Origin of the sequence: Catellatospora sp. NPDC049133 (assembly GCF_040648455.1) — a bacterium.
Taxonomy (GTDB): Bacteria; Actinomycetota; Actinomycetes; order Mycobacteriales; family Micromonosporaceae; genus Catellatospora; species Catellatospora aurea.
In genome coordinates this window covers 1-20,326 of record NZ_JBEZDT010000045.1, presented here as the reverse complement: position 1 = coordinate 20,326, position 20,326 = coordinate 1, and the positions used below count along the sequence as shown (strand labels likewise).

Sequence of the window (20,326 nt, the reverse complement as noted above, 5' to 3'; positions counted from 1 at the left end):
GGGATAAGTTGGGGCTTGTGATGAAGCCCGTTGCACAAGCGCCTGACAGCCGCACGCTCGTGCCGAGCCGGATCGAGCGACGCAAGGCGCATACGCGCAAGAAACTGGTCGACGCCGCCCGAGTCATGCTGGCCACCGACACCGCTGCGCAGGCGAGCATCCAGGAGATCACCGACGCCGCCGACGTGGGCTTCGGATCCTTCTACAACCATTTCTCCAGCAAGAACGAGCTGTTCACTGCCGCGGTCGACGACGTGCTCGAGGAACTCGGGGAACTGCTGGATCAGCTCAGCGTCGACGTCGAGGACCCCGCGCTCGCTTTCGCCCAGTCGGTCCGGCTGACCCTTCGCGTGTGCCGCAGCCGCCCGCAGATCTCGGCGGTGCTGGTCCGGCACGGCATGAGCTACGTGGACTCGACGCGGGGCCTGTCCCCCCGTGCGCTACGCGACATCCAGGCTGGGGTGGCGTCGGGCCGCTTCACTATCACCGAACCGCGACTGGCCCGCTCCGCCGTCGCCGGAGCGGTGCTGGCCACCCTGCATCTGTCGCTGACCGACCCCGGCCTGGTCGACGACACCGCGTGCGATCAACTTGCCGAGCAGTTGCTGCGCATGCTCGGCGTACCGCCGGAGGAGGCCCACGCCCTGGCCAATACGCCGCTGCCAGCCGCCGATCCACCAGTACATGGCTGACCGCCATCTATTGCGCCGACTTCGCCCGCTGAACGGGGCAGAAAGCAGGCGCGATTCCATCGAGCACATGCCTCGGCACACGGTAGGCGGGCCGTCCAGGCTCGTCTACCGGCATGACGATCCTCGCGGGCCAGGCCACCGAGCAGCCCGCGAGGATCACCGAACCTGGCCGGAGGCGTGCATACTAAGCCTCAGGACGCGACCATCGCCGAGACGCTTTTGTCCCGTTTCGCCGCGTACAAGGCCTCGTCGGCGCGGCGCAGGGTCACCTCCACAGGCTCGTCCGGGCGCCGCAGGGCGACACCGACGCTGATCGCCTTCCCGCGATCGGCCACCGCAGCGGCCATCCGCTGCGCGACCCGTTCGGCCTCGTTCTGGTCTGGCACGTCCAGCACGGCGACGAACTCATCACCGCCGACACGGAACACCTCATCGCCCTCGCGCAGCGCCCGGCGGATGGCGTCGGCCACCTCGGTGAGGGCACGGTCTCCGGCGACATGCCCCCACAGGTCGTTGATGTCCTTGAAGTTATCAATATCCATGGCGACAATGGCGGTGCGCGACGGAGCACCCGAAGCCAGTCGGCCGGCTAAGGGCCGACGGTTCCGAAGGCCGGTGAGCGGGTCCAACTCGGCCAGGGTCTGCAGTTTCTGCTGTGTGGACATGCGCTCGTACACCACGGCGGCATTGGTCATCAGCAGCTCAAGCACAACCGCCGTATCCGAGGGCGGCTGAAAGGCAAGCTCGTCCATGACCAGAATCGCCGCGTCGAAATCGAGGCGCTCCCTCCCTGTATGCACGGAGGCCGCGATCAGGGTACGCACACCGGCATCCATGAGCGGTTCGAATCCGCGAGTGTCGAGAACGCTCCGATCGCCCCTCGAGTGCGACGCCTGGTGTTGACATGCCGCGTCCACCAGCCTGGACAGGCTCTGCGGTGGTAATGCGCTGACGGCATCGACAAGGCGCCGCGACCCCGACGCACAGTAGTCCCCCATGACGACGAGCGGCGGACCGATCCACTCGGCGAACTCGTCGGCCCTGCGGACGACCAGGGCCGCGCACCGCAGCCCGGACAGATCCACCGCTGCGCGGCAGTATCGTGCTGCCAGCTCGGCCGGATCGTCCGCGGCGGCGAGGCTCAGCGTGTGACGCAGCAGCCATTGCGGCGCGCTCTCGTCGGACGGCCCGCCGAGCTGATGGATACGCCTGCCGAGCAGCACACCGATCTTCGCCAGCACCGCCTTCCAGTCCTCAAGATCCGCAAGCACGCCGTCGAACTCGACGTTGACCACACCGATCGTGGGCTGGCACCCGGCCTGCACCGGAGCGGAGATCACCGAACCGATCCCCCGGCCCCCATACAGACTGGCGTATTCAATCAACGCATCGGCAAGCGCGGCCGTATGACCCGTGCTCAGCACACGTCCGGCGATGCCATAGTTCACCTGCACCGCTCGCGGCGCCCGCCAGACACCACTGCATGCGACCAGGTACAGATGATTGGCGTTGGTCAGCAGCACATCCACTGACACGCCCGAACGGGCGCTCACCGCAGCCGCCACCGCATTGCACGCACGAATCACGGAGTCGCAGACACGCATAGCCTGCGCCACCTCGTCGACGAGTCCTGCCGTTCCGGCCATGTCACCGGTCCCCCTCCGTCTGTCGGGCAGCATGGCGCTGCCAGCGGCTGCAGTTCGCCTGCTATCGGGCCTCGTGCACAGGCAGCAGCGCAGGCCCGTCGATGACGCCCTCTTCGGCCAGGTGGAGGAAGGCGTCGACCACCGCCGGATCGAACTGGGTGCCCCGTCCGGACTCGAGCTCTTCACGCGCCTGGGTGACCCCCAGCGCCCGGGCATAGGGCCGATCAACGCGCATGGTGGCCCAGGCGTCGCACACCGAGATGATCCGCGCCTCGATCGGGATTTCTGCGCCGGCAAGGCCGCACGGGTAGCCGCCCCCGTCGTACCGCTCATGATGGGCGGCGACCAGCGGCGCCAGATCCGGCCGGTCCGCCAACTGGGCGAGCAGGCGCGCCCCTTCCTCCGGGTGGCGGCGCATCTCCGCCCACTCCGCCGCGGTGAGCCGACCGGGCTTCGCCAGCAGCGACCCGTCAATGCAGATCTTGCCGATGTCGTGCAGGCGTGCCGCCGCTGCAGTGCGCAACTGCGCCTGACGACCAAGGCCCATGCGTGCGGCGGTCCGCGCCGCCCACCGGGCGACTGCAACAGCGTGCTCCCGCTCACCCAGCACGGTATCGATCTTGTCGGCCAGCCACAAGAGCTGCGGCGGCAGCTCGCTTTCGACGTCGACGACCGGCATCGTGTCGAGCGGTCCAGCCAGCGCGATCATTGCAACTTCCCCCATGTTGGTTATCTCCTGCGAAGACGCAAAGAGTGCCGGACAACAGTTCGCGGGCCGGTTTGGAAAACGGATGATTTTCCCAAGCCGGACAAGTGAGACGTACACGCCGGTCTTCTCCAGCGACGAAGCCTCACGCGAGACGTACTCGCCTCTCCAGCGGATCCGCGACCGTCCTGATGTTTCTATCTCTACTGACGAAATTATCAGATTTGGGTGTTAACGGCCAACTGCTTTTGCAAAAAATGCCAAAAGTGAGATGAATTCCGACGTGAGCCGCCACGGACCCCTGCGCGTGCACCAGGCGGGTGCCGCGGCGAACCGGAGTAGGTGGAACCGGCCTGGCAGGGCGCGGGCACGAGAAGGAACAACTGAACAGCTGTGTGCGCACGAGAAGACACCCAGGAGGACGGATTCGGTAGCTCACCGAGTGCCTGGACGCGATCCGGTACGTGACCGCATCCACGAGACGGCCGGCGAGCTGGGCGAGGCCAACCTGCCGTGGAGCCCGTCTCGCCCGGACGCAGCGACGACCGACGAGGGGTCCCATCGCATGGCGGCGTGACCCGCCTGGTTCCGGCCGCGAGTCGACGTCCGGGGCCACCCGACGATCTTTGTACTGAAAGTTCCTTGAACTTCGCGGCCGACGCACTCGCAGGCACACGTCAGACAGAGTCCCCAGGCGGCGTGGGCTGAGATCTCCCCGACGACAAACCCACCCGGGCCCTGGGCGGCAGCGACTCCCGCATGAGGCGGATCACTCAGGCGACAGCCGCGACACATATCGAGCACCAGCCGCGCCCATGTGCGGCGTCAGTCCTTGATGCGTGCGACCGCCTAGTCTTGCGTGAAGAAGGGGCCCGGTGGGGTCGTGAGCGCAGGGGCGTCACCAGTTTCGGCGTCGGCATCCACTGCCGTGACGATGGCGCCCCGGCTGAGCACGTGAAGATCAGGACGGCCATGTCGCTAGGGCAGCCCAGGCGGCCACTACCTCAGTCGAGCCTGGTCCGGGACGCCCGGCGGCGTCATGAATGGCCTTCAGGGTGCGGTGTGCGATCAACGAGACAAGGTAGCGGATACTGGCATATTTCACTCGCGTCGTTGTCTGGCATTCCCAACATGCGCAGCACAACCTGTGCGACGTGGTCGGTTGATGCATCGCTGTCGCGTTCGGGCTGGTCGCGTAGCAGGCGGCCGAGGCACAGACCCGCGCCGACGACCATGACCATGGCCAGATCAGTGTCACGCACGCTGAAGCGGCCGGCACGCACGGCGTGATCGATGTCGCGGCGGGCACGGCGTGCAAGGCCTTTGTCCACGGCGGCCATGGCCAGCCCGTAGGTGAGCATGAGCTGGCTAAGCGCGGGTTCTCGGCGGTGGATGCGCCCGGTCAGCCGGAAGCTCTGCGCGAAGGCGTGGGCCGGGTCGTCCAGGCCGGCACTCAGCTCGTCGAACCTGATTGCGTGGCGCTCCAGGGCATCCTCAAGCGCTGCCTGGAAAAGCTGCTCTCTGCTGTCGAAGTGGTTGTAGAAGGACCCCATCCCCACATCGGCCGCCTGCGTGATCTCGAGAATGGGCGCGTTCAACCGGCCGGCTGCGATGACGGACTGGGCGGCCTGCATCAGCGCCGCCCGCGTGCGGGCCTTGCGCCTTTCCTGCCGGCTCGGGGCGTCCGTGCTGCGTTGAGCCATGACTACTCACCTCACGGTCGTAGGTCATCAATGTTAGCGGCACAAGTCAGCGATGATGAAACCCTCAGTTCCTCTTGACTGACAGTATCCTCGTGGATGATGATTTCATCAAGAGAATCGAGGAGGGCGTCGACAATGCATGAACCGCATGCGGGTGTGCACAGCGAGCACGGCGCACTGCCCGACGAGCACCCGGGCCGGGCGCGTCAGCCGATCGTCAAGGTGCACGACCTGGCATGGCTCGAGTTCCACAAGCCGGATCTGGAGCGGGCTGAGCTCTTCGCCCATGCGTTCGGCTTCACGACGTCGCTGCGCACGCAGCAGGAGCTGCATCTGCGCGGCACGGATCCGGGCGCGCCATGCGTGCTGATCCGCCGCGGCGCCCGCTCCCGGTTCATCGGCCCGGCCTTCCAGGCGGCCGACCCTCGCGACGTGCTGCGCCTTGCCGACGCCACCGGCGCCACCGTCGCCGCGCTGCCGGAAAGCCTTGGCGGCGTGAGCGTGGACCTGGCCGACCCGAACGGTATACGGGTCCAGGTCGTAACGGACACACACGAGCTGCCGGCGCTGCCCGCTCAGCGGCCGCTTCCAATGAACGTCGGGCACGACCCGGTGCGGCTCAATGCCACGCAGCGGCCACCGCGGGAACCGGCCAGGGTGCAGCGGCTCGGCCACGTCGTGCTGCAGTCGACGAAATACGTGCAGACGCTCGACTGGTACCTGGAGCACCTCGGCCTGATCGTCAGCGACTTCCTCTACTACCACGGGCAGCGCCAGCGCGGGCCGGTGATGAGCTTCATCCGCTGCGACCGCGGCGCCATGCCCACCGACCACCACACTCTCGCGCTGGCCCTGGGCCCGGCCGACAGATACGTGCACTCGGCCTACCAGGTCGCCGACCTCGACGCGCTGGCCGCGGGTGGTGAGTACCTGCGCGAGCGCGGCTACCGGCGCTCCTGGGGGATCGGCCGGCATATCCAGGGCAGCCAGCTGTTCGACTACTGGCGCGACCCTGACGGCTTCCTGGTCGAGCACTTCAGCGACGGCGACCTGTTCGACTGCACCCTGGAGCCCGGGTGGGCGCCGATGACCGCCTCCGGTCTGGCCCAGTGGGGTCCGCCCGCCACCAGCGATTTCCTCGGCATCACACCAGGCTGGCAAGCACTTCGGGAGCTGCGCGCGGTCGCCGCCGCACTGGCCGAGGACAACGAGTTCGACCTGCAACGCCTTCGCGGCCTCTTGAAAGTGGCAAACACATGAGCATCAGCATCCTGCGTACCGCCGACGCCTGGTGGGCCGTCACGCCCACCGGTGCGGCCAAGGTCGCCACCGACGCGACCACCACCGGCGAGCTGCTGGCCGACGGCCTGGCCATCGCCGCGGCGTCCGCCAGCACCGACACCGTCCCGGTCGACACGCTCACCCTCGTGTCGCCGGTGACGGCGCCGTGCCGGGTCGTGGCGCAGATGACCAACTACGCCTCGCACGTGACCGACACCGGGGGCGACCCCGGCACCGTCCCGCTGACGTTCTTCCGCAAGGCGTCCGGGTCGATCAGCGGCCCGTACGACGACGTGGTCCGGCCCGCCCACGTGCGGCTGCTGGACTACGAGGTCGAGATCGGCCTGGTCATCGGCCGTCCGATGCCGGTCGGCACGAGCATCACCGACGACAACCTCGCCGACTATGTCGCCGGGCTGGTCGTCACCAACGACGTCTCCGCGCGTGACGTCCAGCTGCCGCAGACCCAGTTCTACGAGGCCAAGTCCTACCCCACCTTCACCCCGGTCGGCCCGGCCCTAGTGCTGCTCGACGCCGACGAGCTCAAGCGCTTCACCGACCTGCGGCTCCGGCTGCGGGTCAACGGCGAGCTCCGGCAGGACATGACCGCCGCCGACATGATCTACCAGCCGGTCCGGGCACTGCAGGCGCTGACCCGGTTCCAGCGGCTCGAGCCCGGCGACCTGGTGCTGACCGGCACACCCGTCGGCACGGCGCTGAGCGCCCCGCCCAAGCCCGTCCAGTTCATCGCCTCGCTGCTGCCCCCGGCGACGCGATGGAAGCTGTTCTTCCAGGGGCAGGCCCGCAACCCCAGGTACCTCAAGGACGGCGACGTCGTCGAGGCCGCGATCGCCACCGACGACGGCACGATCGACCTCGGGGCCCAGCGCACCATCGTGCGGGACGCGTCATGACCGAACAGGCGCTGTGGCCGCGCTACGCCACCCCTGCCGACCTCGCCGCGATCGAGGCCGTGCCCCTGGAGAGTCGCGGCCTGCCGGAGTCGACCTACGCGCTGCTGTCACGAGCGGCCCAGCGCTGGCCCGACCGTACCGCGCTCAGCGTGCTGCCCTCCGGTGCGCGGTGGCGCGAGCCGCGGCAGCGGACCTTCGCCCAGCTGCTGGCCGACGTCCACCAGTACGCCAACCTGCTGCACGAGCTCGGGGTACGGCGCGGTGACGCGGTGGCGCTGATGTCACCCAACTGCGCCGAGCTGATCACCGTGACGCTGGCCGCGCAGCTCGCGGGGATCGCCACGCCGCTGGGTGCCGGCCTGTCGCGGCAGCATCTCGGCGAGCTGCTGCGGCGCTGCGGCGCGCGGGTGCTCGTCACGGCGGGGCCTGACCTCGCGCCGGGGACCTGGGAAACCGCGCAGGCCCTGGCCCGCGACGGCCTGGTCGACACCGTGCTCGTGCTGGCGCCGACCGCCCCGGCGGGCGAGTTGCAGCCGCTGCCGCAGCTCGACGGCGTGCGCGTCGGGTACCTCGCCGAACTGGCCGCCGCCGCCGACCCGTCGGTTTTCGTCGGCGACCTGCCCTCCCCCGGTGATCTGGCCGCTATCTTCCACACCGGCGGCACGACGGGCGCGCCGAAGTTGGCCGCGCACACCCACACCAACGAGGTCGCCGACGCGTGGATGCTGGCCGCCGGCTCCATGTTCGACGAGCAGACCGTGGTCTTCGCCGGCCTTCCGCTGTTCCACGTCAACGCACTCGTGGTCACGCTGCTGACGCCGCTGTTCAAGGGACAGCATGTGGTGTGGGCCGGCCCGCTGGGCTACCGCGACCCCGACCTCTACCAGGTGTTCTGGAGGATGGTCGAGCATTACCGCATCGCCGCCATGAGCGCGGTCCCCACGGTGTACGCGACGTTGACCAAGTACCCGGTCGACGCCGTCATCACCAGCCTGCGCCACCCCCTGGTCGGCGCGTCGCCGCTGCCTACAGCCATCCGCGAAGAATTCAAGAGGCACACCGGCAGCGCGCTGGTCGAGGGCTACGGGCTGACCGAGGCGACCTGCGCCAGCGCGCGGACCTTCCCCGAGACGCCACGTCCCGGCTCGGTCGGGCAGCGCCTGCCCTACCAGCAGATCAAGGCGATCGCCGTGGCCGCCGACGGGACGTGGCGGGACCTGCCGGCCGGGACCACCGGCGTGCTTGCGATCAGCGGCCCGACCGTCTTCGCGGGCTACGTCACCGGCCGCGGCCCCGACGGCCACGTCCTCGACGGGCTCGGCAAGCTCGTCGACGGCTGGCTGGACACCGGCGACCTCGGGCACGTCGACGCCGACGGCCACGTCCACCTCGCCGGGCGGGCCAAAGACCTCATCATCCGCGGCGGGCACAACATCGACCCGGCGATCATCGAGGCCACGCTGCTGGCCCATCCACAGGTCACCGCCGCGAGCGCGGTGGGGCGCCCGGATCTGCATGCCGGTGAGGTGCCCGTCGCCTACGTCACCCTTGCTGCCGGTGCCACGGTGACCGGCCAGCAGCTGCGCGACTGGGCCCGCGATCGCGTGCCCGACCCTGCCGCCGCGCCGAAGACGGTCACCGTCCTCGACGAGCTGCCCGTCACGGCGGTGGGCAAGCTCTACCGGCCCGCGCTGCGCGTGGACGCCGCCCGCGCCGAACTCGACGCCGCGCTGCGCGACATCGCCGGCGTACAGCACATCGACATCGCGGTCGAGGGCAGCGGCCTCGTCGCGACCATCACCGTCCAGACGACGGCTCACCAGGCGGCCGTCAAAGCGGTCCTGGACCGCTACGCCATCGCCTGGCGCACGGAGGTAAACCCATGACACTGGCCACCATCGTCCTCGCGGTACTGCTCGCCTTGATCTTCGCCGCACTGGGCGGCGCGAAGATCAAGGCCGTGCCGGCAATGCGTGAACTGGCCGCCGAGGCCGGTTTCTCCACCGCCGCCTACCGCCGCATCGGGCTGCTCGAGGTCGCCGCAGCCCTCGGGCTGCTGCTCGGCCTGCTCCAGCCGCTGATCGGCGCGTCCGCCGGCGTCGGTCTGCTGCTCCTGCTCGGCGGAGCCGTCGTCGTGCACGTGCGCAAAGGCGACGGGCCCCGCAAGTACGCCCCGGCCCTGGTCTGCGCCGCCCTCGTCGCCGTCTACCTCGTACTTCTGGGATCAGCATGACGACCGTGCCCGTAGTGATAGTCGGGGCCGGCCCCACCGGGCTGACCGCCGCCACACTGCTCGCCCAGTACGGCGTGGAGTGCCTGCTTCTCGAACGATGGAACTGCGTCTATCCGCAGCCGCGCGCCGTCGCCGTCGACGACGAGGTCCACCGCATCATCGCCCGCCTCGGGCTGCGCGAGCAGTTCGCAGCCGCCTCCCGCCCACACCGCGGGCTGCGGCTGCTCGACCGCAACCTGCGGGTTCTGGCCGAGTTCCGGCGCCATCCCCAGGGCAGGCACGGCTTCCCCGAGGGCAGCATGTTCGACCAGCCGGAACTGGAGGCCCTACTGCGCGACAACCTCTCGCGGCACCGCACCGTCACCGTTCGCGGCGACGCCGAAGTCACCGGAATCACACCGGACCGGGACGGCGTGCTGGTCGACTTCACCGACCTGGCCACCGGCCAACACCACACGGTGCGCGCCCGATACGTCCTGGGCTGCGACGGTGCCAACAGCCAGACGCGCACCGCCATCGGCGCCACCATGACCGACCTCAAGTTCACGCAACGGTGGCTCGTCGTCGACGTGGCCACCGACGCCGACCTCGGCGACTGGGACGGAGTCCACCAGGTCTGCGACCCGAAGCGGGCCGCGACCTACATGCGCGTCGCGACCAACCGCCACCGCTGGGAGTTCCAGCTGGCACCCGGCGAGACCGCCGACGACTACCGGCACATCACCGCCCTGCACCCGCTGATAGCCCGATGGACCGGCGAACTGCCGGTCGAGCGGCTGCAGATTCTCCGCGCCGCCGAGTACACGTTCCGTGCGCAGGTCGCCGACAGGTGGCGTGACGGGCGCATCTTCCTGCTCGGCGACGCGGCCCACCTCACCCCGCCGTTCGTCGGCCAGGGCATGGCGGCAGGACTGCGCGACGCGATGAACCTCGCCTGGAAACTCGCCGGCGTGCTCGAGGGATCCCTGCCCGACGTGGTGCTCCACACCTACCAGGTCGAACGCGCCCCGCATGTCCGTTCGATGATCAAGCTGGCGAAGCTGATCGGTGTCTTGATGACCGGCGGCGCGCTGCACCGGCTCGTCCGCCGCGCCGCCCTGCCGTGGCTGCGGATACTGCCGGTAGTCACAAGCCTGATCGCCGACAGCCAGACTCCTGCGCTGTCGCGCTCGGCGCTGGTCGTGCGTGCGCAGCTACGCCGCGGACTGCCGGGACGGCTGTGCCCCAACGCACTGCTCGACGACGGCAGGCGCTACGACGACGTGGCCGCAGGACGGTTCGCCCTCATCACGTCCGCCGAACCGTCCGCCGCCCAGCAGGCCGACGTCGCGGACACCGGAGCGGTCATCGTTCACGCACGACCGGGCAGCCAGCTGCACCGCTGGCTCGTCCGCGGGCGGGCGCAGGCAGTGCTGGTACGGCCCGACGGCACGGTGCTGAGCGCAGGACGCAGCCTTTCGGCGCTCGTGGCGCACCTGCGCCTGCTCGTGAAAGCGAAGCACGCGGGCAAGCACGCAACTCCCGGGGTTAAGGGCACCTTCGCCATAAAATGATGTCGTTTGCCGCTATCGCGCCGGGGGCGGCGCCGAGGGAGAACGCGTGGACGCACCCGACATGAACGTCGGCAAGGCTGCGGACTCGGTCCTGGCGGAGTACTCAGCGCTACGAGCCGAACTGTTGCACAAACTCGGGGCGCAGAGCACCATCATCAATCTCAACCTGACCGCGATCGCCGGTATCGCCGGTATCGTCATCGCCCAGAAAGCGGACATACGGCTGCTGCTGTTGCTGCCGATGATCTCGGGCGCGCTGGGCCTGCTCGCATATGACGCCGCACGTGACGTGACCACCATCGCGCGCTACATCCGCGATCAACTGGCCCCGCTCGTGGCCCAGTACGTCGGCGACCGGCGCCTGTTCCAGTACGAGGCCCATCTGCTGCAGGACCGGGGAGTGCTGCGCAGACTGCTGCCCAGTGTGGTCACCGGTCTGGTCTTTCCCGGCATCTCGCTGGGTTGTCTCTACGTGGCGTGGCCGTACCTGCAGACGCCGCTCGACTGGACGGCGTGGGGCCTGGGCACGGTGCTCCTCACGCTCAACGCCACAGCCTGGCTCACGCTCTGGCAACGCCGGGTGTAGCCGACAGCGCACCGCCGACACCACGGAGCAGTTCCCGGTCGCTGCGCTGCGGCGCTCACGTATGGGGCGTGATGACCGCACGTCCCTGGATCTTGCCCTCGTGGAGGAGCCGGTACGCCTCGTCGGCCCGCTCCAGGGGAAAGTACTCGACCAGCGTCCGGATCTTCCCTGCCCCTGCCAGGCTCACCACTTCCATCAGCTCGGTGATGTAGCCCCAGTAGGGCGAGGAGACCGAACACTCGTGTGGCGGGCTGAGGAAGCCGACCGGCAGCGCTCCCCCGCCCAGACCGACGATCGTCAGGTGCCCGAGCACCCGCGCCATCTCGGCAGCCATCCGCAGCGTCGCATCCACGCCGACCATGTCCAGCACGAGCTGGGCGCCTTGCCCGCCGGTCATGTCCTTGACACGCGTGACCGCCTCGTCGCCCGACATCAGCGCCTCTTGATCAGGACCTGCCCGGCCCCCGGCTCGGGCAGCGGCACCTCGCGCAGCTGCGCCGGTTTCTGCGGTTCCACCAGCCGGAAGGCCTGCACGGTTCTCACCCGCTTGCGCGGTCAGTCCCGGATCCCGTCGATGTCGACCAGGAGGTGGCGAGGTCCACGGAAGATCTGGTTGTGGCGGTACGGCGGCGGGTCGGCGACCAGACGCGGATTCTGCACGCGGCGGACGAACTCGCTGACCGCCACCTGGACCTCCAGCCGCGCCAGCGGAGCACCGAAGCAGTAGTGGATGCCCTGGCTGAAGCCGAGGTGCTCGTTGTCCGGGCGTTCGAGGTCGAGCTGGTCGGGGTTGGCGAACCGCTGCGGGTCGCGGTTGGCCGAGCCGTACGCCAGGAAGATCGGCGCGCCCTTGGGGATGGTGGTGCCCGCGATCTCGATGTCTTCGAGGGCGGAGCGGGTGTGCCAGAACTGGACCGACGACTCGAAGCGCAGCAGCTCCTCGACACCGGGCACGATCAGCTCAGGCCGGCGGCGCAGCTTCTCCAGCGCGTCGGGGTGGCGCAGCAGGGTCAGCACGCTGTGGGCGATGAGGTTGACCGTGGTCTCATGCCCGGCGAAGATCAGGAGCAGGGCATTGCTTGCCAGCACGCCCTTGGACATCCGCCCCTCGGCGCCGTCGTCGTTCACCATCGCCGACAGCATCCCGGGGCCGGGCTGCTTGGCGTACCGGTCAAGCAGCTCGGCTGCGAACTGCTCGAAGTCCTTCACGGCCTGGCGAGCCCCTTCCAGCCGGCTGACCATCTGCTCAGAGCCGGCCTCCGGGCCGAAGTCCAAGGCGTCCAGGGCCGTCTCGATCCAGCCGTGGAAGCGCGGCTCGTCTTCCAACGGCACGCCGAGGACCTTGCAGATAACGGTCACCGGCAGGGGGTAGGCGAAGTCGTCGACGGCGTCGATCCGGGTCTTGCCCTTCATGTTGTCCAGAAGCCCGTCGACGATGCGACGGATCTCGGGCTCCAGGTCCACGATCAGGTGGGGCGCATGGGGCGGGCCGAAGAAGTGCGGCGTCATCATCCGGCGGTCTCGATCATGCTCGGGGGGATCGCAGGTGATGATGTTCGGCTCCAAGGAGATGACCGCCTCCGTGATCGGCTCGGCCCCCGACTCCACCGGACCCTCGGCCGGGGCCGCGACCGGGACAGGCAGGTTCCTGGGATCAGAACTGACCCTGTTGTCGTGAAGCAGCTGGACGATCTCCCGGTAGGTGCTGACGACGTACGTGCCGTCCGGCTGCCGCGCCACCGGCGTCTTACGCAGCTCGGCGTAGAACGGATACGGATTGGCTCGGTTGGCATGGCGCAGGGCCTGCTGCCAGGGCGTTTCCTCGGCCATGATGTTCCTTCTTCCTTGCCCTGTCCGGTTACACGCTCGGCCCCGGCAGGCAGTCAGCGCCGGGGCCGGAACTCGGCCCTGCGCTCGTTGGGGTCGTGGCCGGTCAGCACGACGTCGGGTACCGCCGTCGGGACGCCCGGTTCCGGAAAGTCGGCCGGCATCGGCTGCATGTCGTCGGGCCGGTCCCAACCGGGAGGCGGTGGCGGGAACGGAGCCGACTCCTGGATCAGCCTCCCGTAATACTCAAGCCACCTGCCGTGGTTGAAGGTGACGGCGGCGACGATGCGGCCCCGACGGCCGTAGGCGGCAGCGAAGCGGCGGTCCTTGACCGACCCCTGCGTGAAGACGATCTCGTCGCCGAACGGCGGCACGCCGACGGACTTGATGTTGACGCCGAACTGGCCGGACCAGAAGCCCGGCAGGAGCAGATTCGGGCGGTAGTGGGGCTCGAGGTTCACCATGTTGTGTGCCGCCGCCTGCGCGCCGAGGACGGCGTTGTCCCAGTGCTCCATCGCGAGAAACTGGTACTCGTACAGCACGTGAGGCGCTCTCGCCACGTCCCCTGCCACGTAGACGCTGTCGGTCGCGACGCCGTTGATGTCGAAGGCGCGACCGCCGGCGTCGCAGCCCACGCCCCAGAAGCCAGCCGCCAGCCCGGAGCCCTCCAGCCATTCCACGTTGCGGATCGACCCGAGCGAGGCCAGTACCACGTCAGCTTCGACGGTAGTCCCGTCCGACAGGTGAGCACGGCGCACGTGGCCGCCCGCGTCGCCCTCCAGCGACGACACGCCCACCCCGCAGCGCAGGTCCACGCCATGATCGCGCTGCATCTGCGCGGCGATCTCACCGATCACCCCGCCGAGCGCGCCGACCAGGGGCGCGGAGCCCCGCTCGGCGACGGTCACCGGGATGTCGAGGTCCCGGCAGACGGAGGCCGCTTCCGAGCCGATGAACCCGGCGCCGATGACCAGGACCCGCGAGGGCCGCGCCGCCAGCGCCTGCTGCAGCCCCGCGGCGTCGTCACGCGAGCGCAGCGTGTACACGGCCTCCAACGCAGCCTCGGCCGGGTTGGGCCACGGTCGCGCGCGGGTGCCCGTAGCGATCAGCAACCGGTCGTACGGGACCTGCTCGCCGTCGGCCAGCAGCACGTGCTTGGTGGCCCGGTCCAGGCCGGTGGCGGCCACCCCAAGCCGCCACTGCGCGTCCAGTGCCCGCAGGCGGGGCAGCGCGGTGTGGTCGGCCGGCACCCAGCCCTTGAGGACCTGCTTGGACAGCGGAGGGCGGTCGTAGGGCTCATACGGCTCGTCCCCGATGATGGTCAGAGGCCCGGTGAAGCCCTCGGCGCGCAGCGCTTCAGCGCCCCTCAGCCCCGCCAGGGAGGCACCGACGATCACGATCCGACCGTTGGCTCTGAAATCCCGCACCAGCTCTGCGAGCGTTGCCGTCAAGGTCATGAGGCCACACTCCGCTCGGCAGCAGCCAGTCGCTCGACGACGATCGCCTGGACCGGGCACGCGGCAGCGGCACGCTCGACCTGCAGACGCCGCCCGTCATCGGGGTTCGGCTCGTAGGCAAGCGCCTCCTCGCCGTTCAATCGGAAGACTTCGGGGGCCAGGAAAACGCATTGGGCGTATCCCTGGCATCGATTCAAATCCACGACGATCCGCATGACGGCACACCTCCATCCCGCCACCGGAGAAACCGGCTACCGACCTCGGCGGCAGGTTCCGCAGGTCCGGGAACGCAGGAACCTCGAAGCGGCGGCCTACGCGCCTGTGTCGACCGCTCGACACGAAGGGGGCCGCCGGCATACAGCTGGCCTCCTTAAAGTGTGTCACCAGATCCGGTCGCAGAAGCAGCTTTGCGATGATCAAGCCGACTCTGACAGGGCCGGGGAAGCTCAGTTTGCGTCATCAGACAACCGGTGAAGGTAGCTCTGCGAAGCGCTCCGCTTTGTCGACCGGGCCGACCATCACGATGACGTAGCTGTACCTTGATCTGCCGAATGGGCCCAGGACCAGTACCGCCTCGACACCGGCCCGGCAGGTGACGACACCTTCCGGTTCGTCGTCATCGACGAAGCATTCGGGCGCGGCTCGGAGGAATCCGCACGATTCGCTCTCAAGCTGTTCGCACGACTCGGTCTGCAGCAGCTCATCGTCACACCGCCGCAGAAGATCCGGTTCGTCGACAACCACGACGGCGCCAGCTCCCGCCTGCAGAGCCTGACCATCGAGGAGTACCACGCCCGACGCGTCGCCCACCAGCGGGCCCAGCACGTCGAGCAGGTCGCGTGAGCAGCCGCGACTGGACGACCGAAGCCGACATCGTCGCCGCGCTGCGCCGACGCTGGACCCGAGGCGAGCTGCTGCGCCAGGTCGCCGACGGCGCCGTCTGGGAGCCGGTCGGCATACCGGTACGCGGACCGTCTCTGAGTGAAATCGGTTCGGACTTCGGCAGAGCGCAGGACTGGGTGACGAAGTGGGCCAAGGCCGACCCCCGCCGGCTCCGGATCCAGTACAAGACCGTCGGCGGACGCAGCATCGGCACCAACCAGCTCCCCGAAAAGGCCTGGATCGACACCCCAGAACAAGCCTGGGCGCTACTCGGCGTCGCAGCTCAGGTGCAGCGTTTCCGGGAACTGCTCGACTTCACTGTCCAGACGGCTGCCCCGCTCGTGGCACGGATGTCGGCGCACCCGCACCGGGTGCTGGACAACGAACACCGGTGGCCGCAGCTGATCAACACCGTCACCTGGCTGGCCGCCCACGGCTCCCCGGACCTCTACCTGCGGCAGGTCGACGTCCCCGGCGTCGACACGAAGTTCTTCGAAGCCAACCGCACGGTGTTGTGCGATCTACTGGATGCGTACCTGCCCGACGACCGCATCGACCGCACTCGGCCGCCGAGCGACTTCGTCGGCCGCTACCGGCTCCGGCGCAAACCCAGCTACGCGCGGCTGCGCTACCTGGACCCCTCTCACGGTGGACCGTTCTCCGAGATCACCGTCCGAGTCGACGAACTGGCCTCCCAACCGCCGCCCTATCGCCGCGTGTTCGTCGTCGAGAACGAGACCACCTACCTCGCTTTTCCCCACGTCGACGAGGCGGTGGTCATCCTCGGCGGCGGATACGCGGTGTCCCTGCTGCGTCACCTCGTCTGGCTCCGCGACCGCGAGGTGCTCTACTGGGGCGACATCGACACCCACGGCCTGCGGATACTCCGCCTCATCCGCGAAAGCCTCCCGCACATCCGGTCAATGCTCATGGACCACGAGACCCTGCTCGACCATCGGGAACACTGGGCCATGGAGGACGTCCCCACCACCCAACCCCTACCGCTGCTGACCACCGCCGAACGACGCCTTTACGACGACCTCGTCGAGGACACGCTCGGCAGGTCCATACGCCTGGAACAGGAACGGGTGCGAATCTCGGCTCTGCGGGCTGCAGTCGACCGTGCCTGACGTCGTTGCCAGTCCGTGTTGACGCCGCCATCGGCGTGGGCTCAGCGGCATTGTCTCATCAGCCGAACCTGCTGCGGGATCTGCCAAAGCGCATCGCTCTCCCACGACGTTGCGGTTACCAGCGCGGCGGCGTCCCCTGCAGCTTGCGCGCGGCGCGCGGCATTGACCCGTGTGTAATACCGCATCAGCGTGGCCGCATCATGCCCGAGCCGTTCGGCCACTTCATGGATGCCGTAGCCGGAGTCCAGCAAGTTTGAGGCGAGCATGTGCCGGATCTGGTGCGGCCCGATCGCGCGGACACCTGCCGCCGCGGCGAGCTTGTTGAACCGGTCGGTGACGTTGTCCGGCCGCAATGGCCGGTTCGTGCGTCCGGTGAACATGTACGGGCTACGGGCGTTCTTGTGCTCGTGCGTCAGCGTCTTGAGCGTGATGCTGTCCAGCATGACGGTGCGGATGCCGTTGTCGGACTTGGGTCGCTTCTCCCGCACCACGCTGCCCGAGCCTTCGACCACTCGCTGCCGTCGCACCTTCAGCGTTGCCAGGTCGGTGTTGAGGTCGGTCCATTTCAGGCCGCACAGCTCGCCGCGGCGTAGCCCTGACACCAGTAGCAGCCGCCACAGCGGGTAGAGCCGGTCGCCCTGGACATGCCGCAGGAACGTCCGGGCCTCATCGAGGGTCCAGACCGGCCGCAGCTTGTCGGACAGGCGCGGCTTGCGCGTGCCCAAGCTGAGCCCGGTCTCCTCGTAGAACGCCTTCGACAACACCAGGTCCAGAGTGCGCAGGGTCGTCCGCGAGTAGCCCTCGACTTCCAGGGCCCGATACATCCGTTCGACTGTCGGCGCGCTCAGCCGCGATGCCCGCAACCGGCCCACGTGCGGGTACGTCAACCCGAGCAGCCACCGGTAGTTGTGAAGCGTGTTCGGCTCCAGTTCCTGTTCCCGGGCCTGCAACCAGGCGTCGCACAGCGCCCGAACCGTACCAGTCATGCGCGTCTTCGGCTGGCCGGCGTCGCGCTGGGCGCACAGTCGCCGGTACTCGGCCAGCGCGGCATGGAAGGTCGCGAACCCCGACCGCCGTGCCTGCACCCGCGACCCGTCCCGGCCACGGCCCATCTCCAGCCGGAAGCCGAACATACCCGTCTTCGGATCCCGCACGATCGCGTCAACTTCGTTGCCCATCAGAACACCTCCACCTCCGCTGTTCGCGCTCGGCCAGGGCGGTTCCAGAGCCCTGGACAGCACAGGCCATGACGCGTCGGTCACCGAGCAGTGATCTGCCGTGCCCGCCGGTAGCGTCCGCCCACTTTCAGCGTGATCTGGCCATCCCGCGCATCCACGTCCTTGGCGCACTGGCCTGAACCGCGTTCAGGCTGGGCTTGTCCTATTGAGGCGCGGCTGTCATCACTCCGCTCATGCGCACTGCCGGTGACCCCCTACCGCTGGGTAACCGGCCTTCGGTTCCTGTGCGCGGTCCCCCGGCCAGACCATTACAGGCCGATCGTGCAGATCGTCACTGTGGTCGGCTATGCCGCCGTCTGAGTCGCGCGGCGTCTTCGGCGCCCTGGGGCCGATGGGTCAAGTTGTCCATGAGCGGTGTGCTCGACCGCGGCCGGCGGTCCTGCGCACAGCACGGGTTCCCGAGGCGTGACTGCCACGGGGACCGAGCTGTCTCACCAGAGGCCCAGACCACACCGCCTACGCATCCTAGGAACCTCGGTCCAGGCCGGCGACACATCTCATCCGAGCCTGTGCGGCACCGAAGACCTGCGGTTACGGCGTGGGCATGTGTCCCGAGCGTGTCCCCACTGTCTACAGACGACCCTCATTCTGATCACGCCCGGACTGGGCCGCCGGCACGTCCCGAAGGCATGATCATGAAGACTTCCGTGGCATTCCCGCTGCCCGTCAGCGCATCTGAGAATGCCGCCCAGGACGCGTCACGCCATAACCAAGATCAAAGAGGCCTTCGCCAGGTGAGACACACCAAGTTTCGCGGGCGGGGTTCGTCAAAACCGTACGCTCGTACGTGTAAAAAACCGTGTCTCGAAGAACATCGAAGCCCGTTCCCGGAACCTCGGAAACGGGCCTCTACCAGGCGTTACACACTGTCGGGCTGGCCGGATTCGAACCGACGACCCCTTGACCCCCAGGGACGGGTGACCAACCGCCTACGCACGTCACTCGCGATACATGCCGTGATTCGACGCGGCTTCAGCGCGGGTCTTCGACTGAGACGCATGACGTGTGGTCCCCGCCTGGTCCCCAGTCGGAGCATAGGCAGGACCATCGGCTCACGGATGTACATCTTGGCCAGCTGCTTGGACCCCACAGCTGCCCTAGACAACCAGGCCGTGAAGCCGCGGAGCATTGGCGCTTATGCCTCAATGCGAAGCCACACATCCCCAGCCCGAAGCCATAGGAGACCGTCACGGCCTTGGCCACACCGCACCACGACGCGACCCGGCATGGCCACCCTCTGGCTGTCTGTAACGGTCCACGAATCGTCGACCAGTTCGGCGCGGAACACTTCGGTCGATGGCTCGTTGTGGTTCCGTCGGGTCAAGATCGCCCGGTTACCTCGTATCGCTAGACCGTCGGGAGACGGCACCGGACTGCGCCAACTGGTCACTTCACCAGTCGTCGACTCGATCCGCGTCAAGAAGGTGCCCTCGCTTCGTGCGCTGGAGTACCACGCCAACCACACCCCATCGTCCTCCGTGGCAGCGGCGCAGCCTGCCAGCGGCCACTCGGGCAGTCGACCGCTCGGCGTCCAGAGGACCTGGCCCTGCTCACTCCAGCCAGCAAGACCAGCAGCGGACTGCGGATGATCCCCGTAGATACCCTCATCTCCGTAGGCGGTCCAGATCGCTCCGCCCCGATCGGTCACAAGCACGTCGATGGCATCGCCGACGCAAAAAGCAGACTGCCGTTCTCCCTCCGGGGAGAGCACCAAAGCGTTCGGCGTCCACACACCCGTTTCGTCCCGTCGGGCGCGACCTCCCACGACCAGGAGGCTGGTATCCGGCAGCAGCGCGATGTGGCTCGTTCGCATGGACACGGCTTCGATAGTCCGGCGCTGCACCGACCCGTCAGCATGACGAATCACGAGTACGCCGGCGAACGGGACCTCGGGAATCCAGCCAACCCAACCTTTGATGTAGGGAACATGCTCGAGGTGGCGTCGATCGACAAAGAGAACGGCTAGCTCCCCCGAGGGCCCAACGGTCCACCACAACGGGCGTCCCGCTGCCAGATCGTCCGCGACCGGCTCGAATTCAGTCTGCATCTTGAACGTTGCCGACACCGCTACCTCCTCGTTTCCGATCACCGCACCTGGGCAACGGAGTCTACGGAACATGAACCGTGCCAGCGTCGCGTGCCGTTACAGGCGGAGATCACGCTGCCATTTAGCAGTCGGTCACCTGACGGGCGTAGACCCGTCCAACTTCGCGACGCGTCGTCGAACTGCCGGTGCTCTGACTGAGCCGTGAAGCGTGCCGCACTACTTGACCAACGGTCAAGATGCGCTTCCAGCCAAGCCCACTTGACCAACTGGTCCCCGGGAGCAAAAGAAGGCCGATCCCATGATCGGGACCAGCCTTCTGACCTGCATATTTACCCTGTCGGGCTGGCCGGATTCGAACCGACGACCCCTTGACCCCCAGGACGGGTGACTAGACGTCTGTGCACGTCACGCACGTGATGCATCGTGCATGG

At 68.2% G+C, this 20,326-nt stretch carries 18 protein-coding genes; 8 read left to right on the top strand and 10 right to left on the bottom strand.

What is annotated here, in order from left to right; translation table 11 throughout:
• Window positions 1-20: 20 nt before the first annotated feature.
• A complete protein-coding gene (locus tag AB0B35_RS36230) occupies window positions 21-692 on the top strand; it encodes a TetR/AcrR family transcriptional regulator (protein WP_361054789.1) in 672 nt (223 codons plus the stop codon).
• Window positions 693-883: 191 nt separating this feature from the next.
• Here the strand turns inward: AB0B35_RS36230 and AB0B35_RS36225 are convergent, their stop codons facing one another.
• From AB0B35_RS36225 to AB0B35_RS36215, 3 genes are all read right to left on the bottom strand, one after another.
• On the bottom strand, window positions 884-2,338 hold the full coding sequence (locus AB0B35_RS36225) for a GGDEF domain-containing protein (protein ID WP_361054665.1): 1,455 nt from the start codon (window positions 2,336-2,338) through the stop codon (window positions 884-886).
• Between the two features lie 61 nt (window positions 2,339-2,399).
• Window positions 2,400-3,047 (bottom strand): HD domain-containing phosphohydrolase, encoded by a 648-nt coding sequence (locus AB0B35_RS36220; RefSeq protein ID WP_361054662.1) that lies wholly within the window; start codon window positions 3,045-3,047, stop codon window positions 2,400-2,402.
• A gap of 1,034 nt (window positions 3,048-4,081) precedes the next feature.
• A complete protein-coding gene (locus AB0B35_RS36215; protein WP_361054660.1) occupies window positions 4,082-4,747 on the bottom strand; it encodes a TetR/AcrR family transcriptional regulator in 666 nt (221 codons plus the stop codon).
• A gap of 222 nt (window positions 4,748-4,969) precedes the next feature.
• Between AB0B35_RS36215 and AB0B35_RS36210 the strand changes: the two genes are divergently transcribed.
• Genes AB0B35_RS36210 through AB0B35_RS36185 form a run of 6 tightly spaced genes read left to right on the top strand, consistent with a single transcriptional unit; the run spans window position 4,970 to window position 11,314 of the window.
• Entirely contained in the window at window positions 4,970-6,007 is a 1,038-nt protein-coding gene (locus AB0B35_RS36210) for a VOC family protein (protein WP_361054658.1), read from the top strand.
• On the top strand, window positions 6,004-6,942 hold the full coding sequence (locus AB0B35_RS36205) for a fumarylacetoacetate hydrolase family protein (protein ID WP_361054656.1): 939 nt from the start codon (window positions 6,004-6,006) through the stop codon (window positions 6,940-6,942). The genes AB0B35_RS36210 and AB0B35_RS36205 overlap by 4 nt, the downstream gene beginning before the upstream one ends.
• On the top strand, window positions 6,939-8,828 hold the full coding sequence (locus AB0B35_RS36200; protein WP_361054654.1) for an acyl-CoA synthetase: 1,890 nt from the start codon (window positions 6,939-6,941) through the stop codon (window positions 8,826-8,828). The genes AB0B35_RS36205 and AB0B35_RS36200 overlap by 4 nt, the downstream gene beginning before the upstream one ends.
• On the top strand, window positions 8,825-9,175 hold the full coding sequence (locus AB0B35_RS36195; protein ID WP_361054651.1) for a DoxX family protein: 351 nt from the start codon (window positions 8,825-8,827) through the stop codon (window positions 9,173-9,175). The genes AB0B35_RS36200 and AB0B35_RS36195 overlap by 4 nt, the downstream gene beginning before the upstream one ends.
• A gap of 5 nt (window positions 9,176-9,180) precedes the next feature.
• Window positions 9,181-10,728, top strand: a complete 1,548-nt coding sequence (locus AB0B35_RS36190; RefSeq protein ID WP_361054648.1) for a bifunctional 3-(3-hydroxy-phenyl)propionate/3-hydroxycinnamic acid hydroxylase — start codon at window positions 9,181-9,183, stop codon at window positions 10,726-10,728.
• Between the two features lie 46 nt (window positions 10,729-10,774).
• Window positions 10,775-11,314 carry a hypothetical protein gene (locus tag AB0B35_RS36185; RefSeq protein ID WP_361054645.1) on the top strand — a complete coding sequence of 180 codons (540 nt, stop codon included), beginning with the start codon at window positions 10,775-10,777 and terminating at the stop codon, window positions 11,312-11,314.
• A 55-nt stretch (window positions 11,315-11,369) separates the two neighbouring features.
• On the opposite strand, the gene AB0B35_RS36180 is transcribed toward AB0B35_RS36185, so the two are convergent.
• The 5 genes from AB0B35_RS36180 to AB0B35_RS36160 all read right to left on the bottom strand — a co-directional run bounded on the left by AB0B35_RS36180 (window position 11,370) and on the right by AB0B35_RS36160 (window position 15,423).
• Entirely contained in the window at window positions 11,370-11,747 is a 378-nt protein-coding gene (locus AB0B35_RS36180) for a zinc-binding dehydrogenase (RefSeq protein WP_361054643.1), read from the bottom strand.
• A 122-nt stretch (window positions 11,748-11,869) separates the two neighbouring features.
• Entirely contained in the window at window positions 11,870-13,144 is a 1,275-nt protein-coding gene (locus tag AB0B35_RS36175) for a cytochrome P450 (protein ID WP_361054639.1), read from the bottom strand.
• Window positions 13,145-13,197: 53 nt separating this feature from the next.
• Window positions 13,198-14,538 carry an FAD-dependent oxidoreductase gene (locus tag AB0B35_RS36170; protein WP_361054636.1) on the bottom strand — a complete coding sequence of 447 codons (1,341 nt, stop codon included), beginning with the start codon at window positions 14,536-14,538 and terminating at the stop codon, window positions 13,198-13,200.
• A 56-nt stretch (window positions 14,539-14,594) separates the two neighbouring features.
• The gene (locus AB0B35_RS36165; protein ID WP_361054633.1) at window positions 14,595-14,813 is read right to left on the bottom strand and encodes a ferredoxin; all 219 of its coding nucleotides are present in this window, start codon (window positions 14,811-14,813) and stop codon (window positions 14,595-14,597) included.
• 244 nt (window positions 14,814-15,057) lie between these two features.
• Entirely contained in the window at window positions 15,058-15,423 is a 366-nt protein-coding gene (locus tag AB0B35_RS36160) for a hypothetical protein (protein WP_361054630.1), read from the bottom strand.
• Window positions 15,424-15,437: 14 nt separating this feature from the next.
• On the opposite strand from AB0B35_RS36160, the gene AB0B35_RS36155 reads away from it, so the two are divergent.
• Window positions 15,438-16,610, top strand: a complete 1,173-nt coding sequence (locus tag AB0B35_RS36155) for a Wadjet anti-phage system protein JetD domain-containing protein (protein ID WP_361054627.1) — start codon at window positions 15,438-15,440, stop codon at window positions 16,608-16,610.
• 41 nt (window positions 16,611-16,651) lie between these two features.
• Here AB0B35_RS36155 and AB0B35_RS36150 read toward each other — a convergent pair whose 3' ends face one another.
• A complete protein-coding gene (locus AB0B35_RS36150) occupies window positions 16,652-17,788 on the bottom strand; it encodes a site-specific integrase (protein WP_361054625.1) in 1,137 nt (378 codons plus the stop codon).
• Window positions 17,789-18,983: 1,195 nt separating this feature from the next.
• Window positions 18,984-19,913, bottom strand: a complete 930-nt coding sequence (locus tag AB0B35_RS36145; protein ID WP_361054622.1) for a hypothetical protein — start codon at window positions 19,911-19,913, stop codon at window positions 18,984-18,986.
• Between the last annotated feature and the right edge of the window lie 413 nt (window positions 19,914-20,326).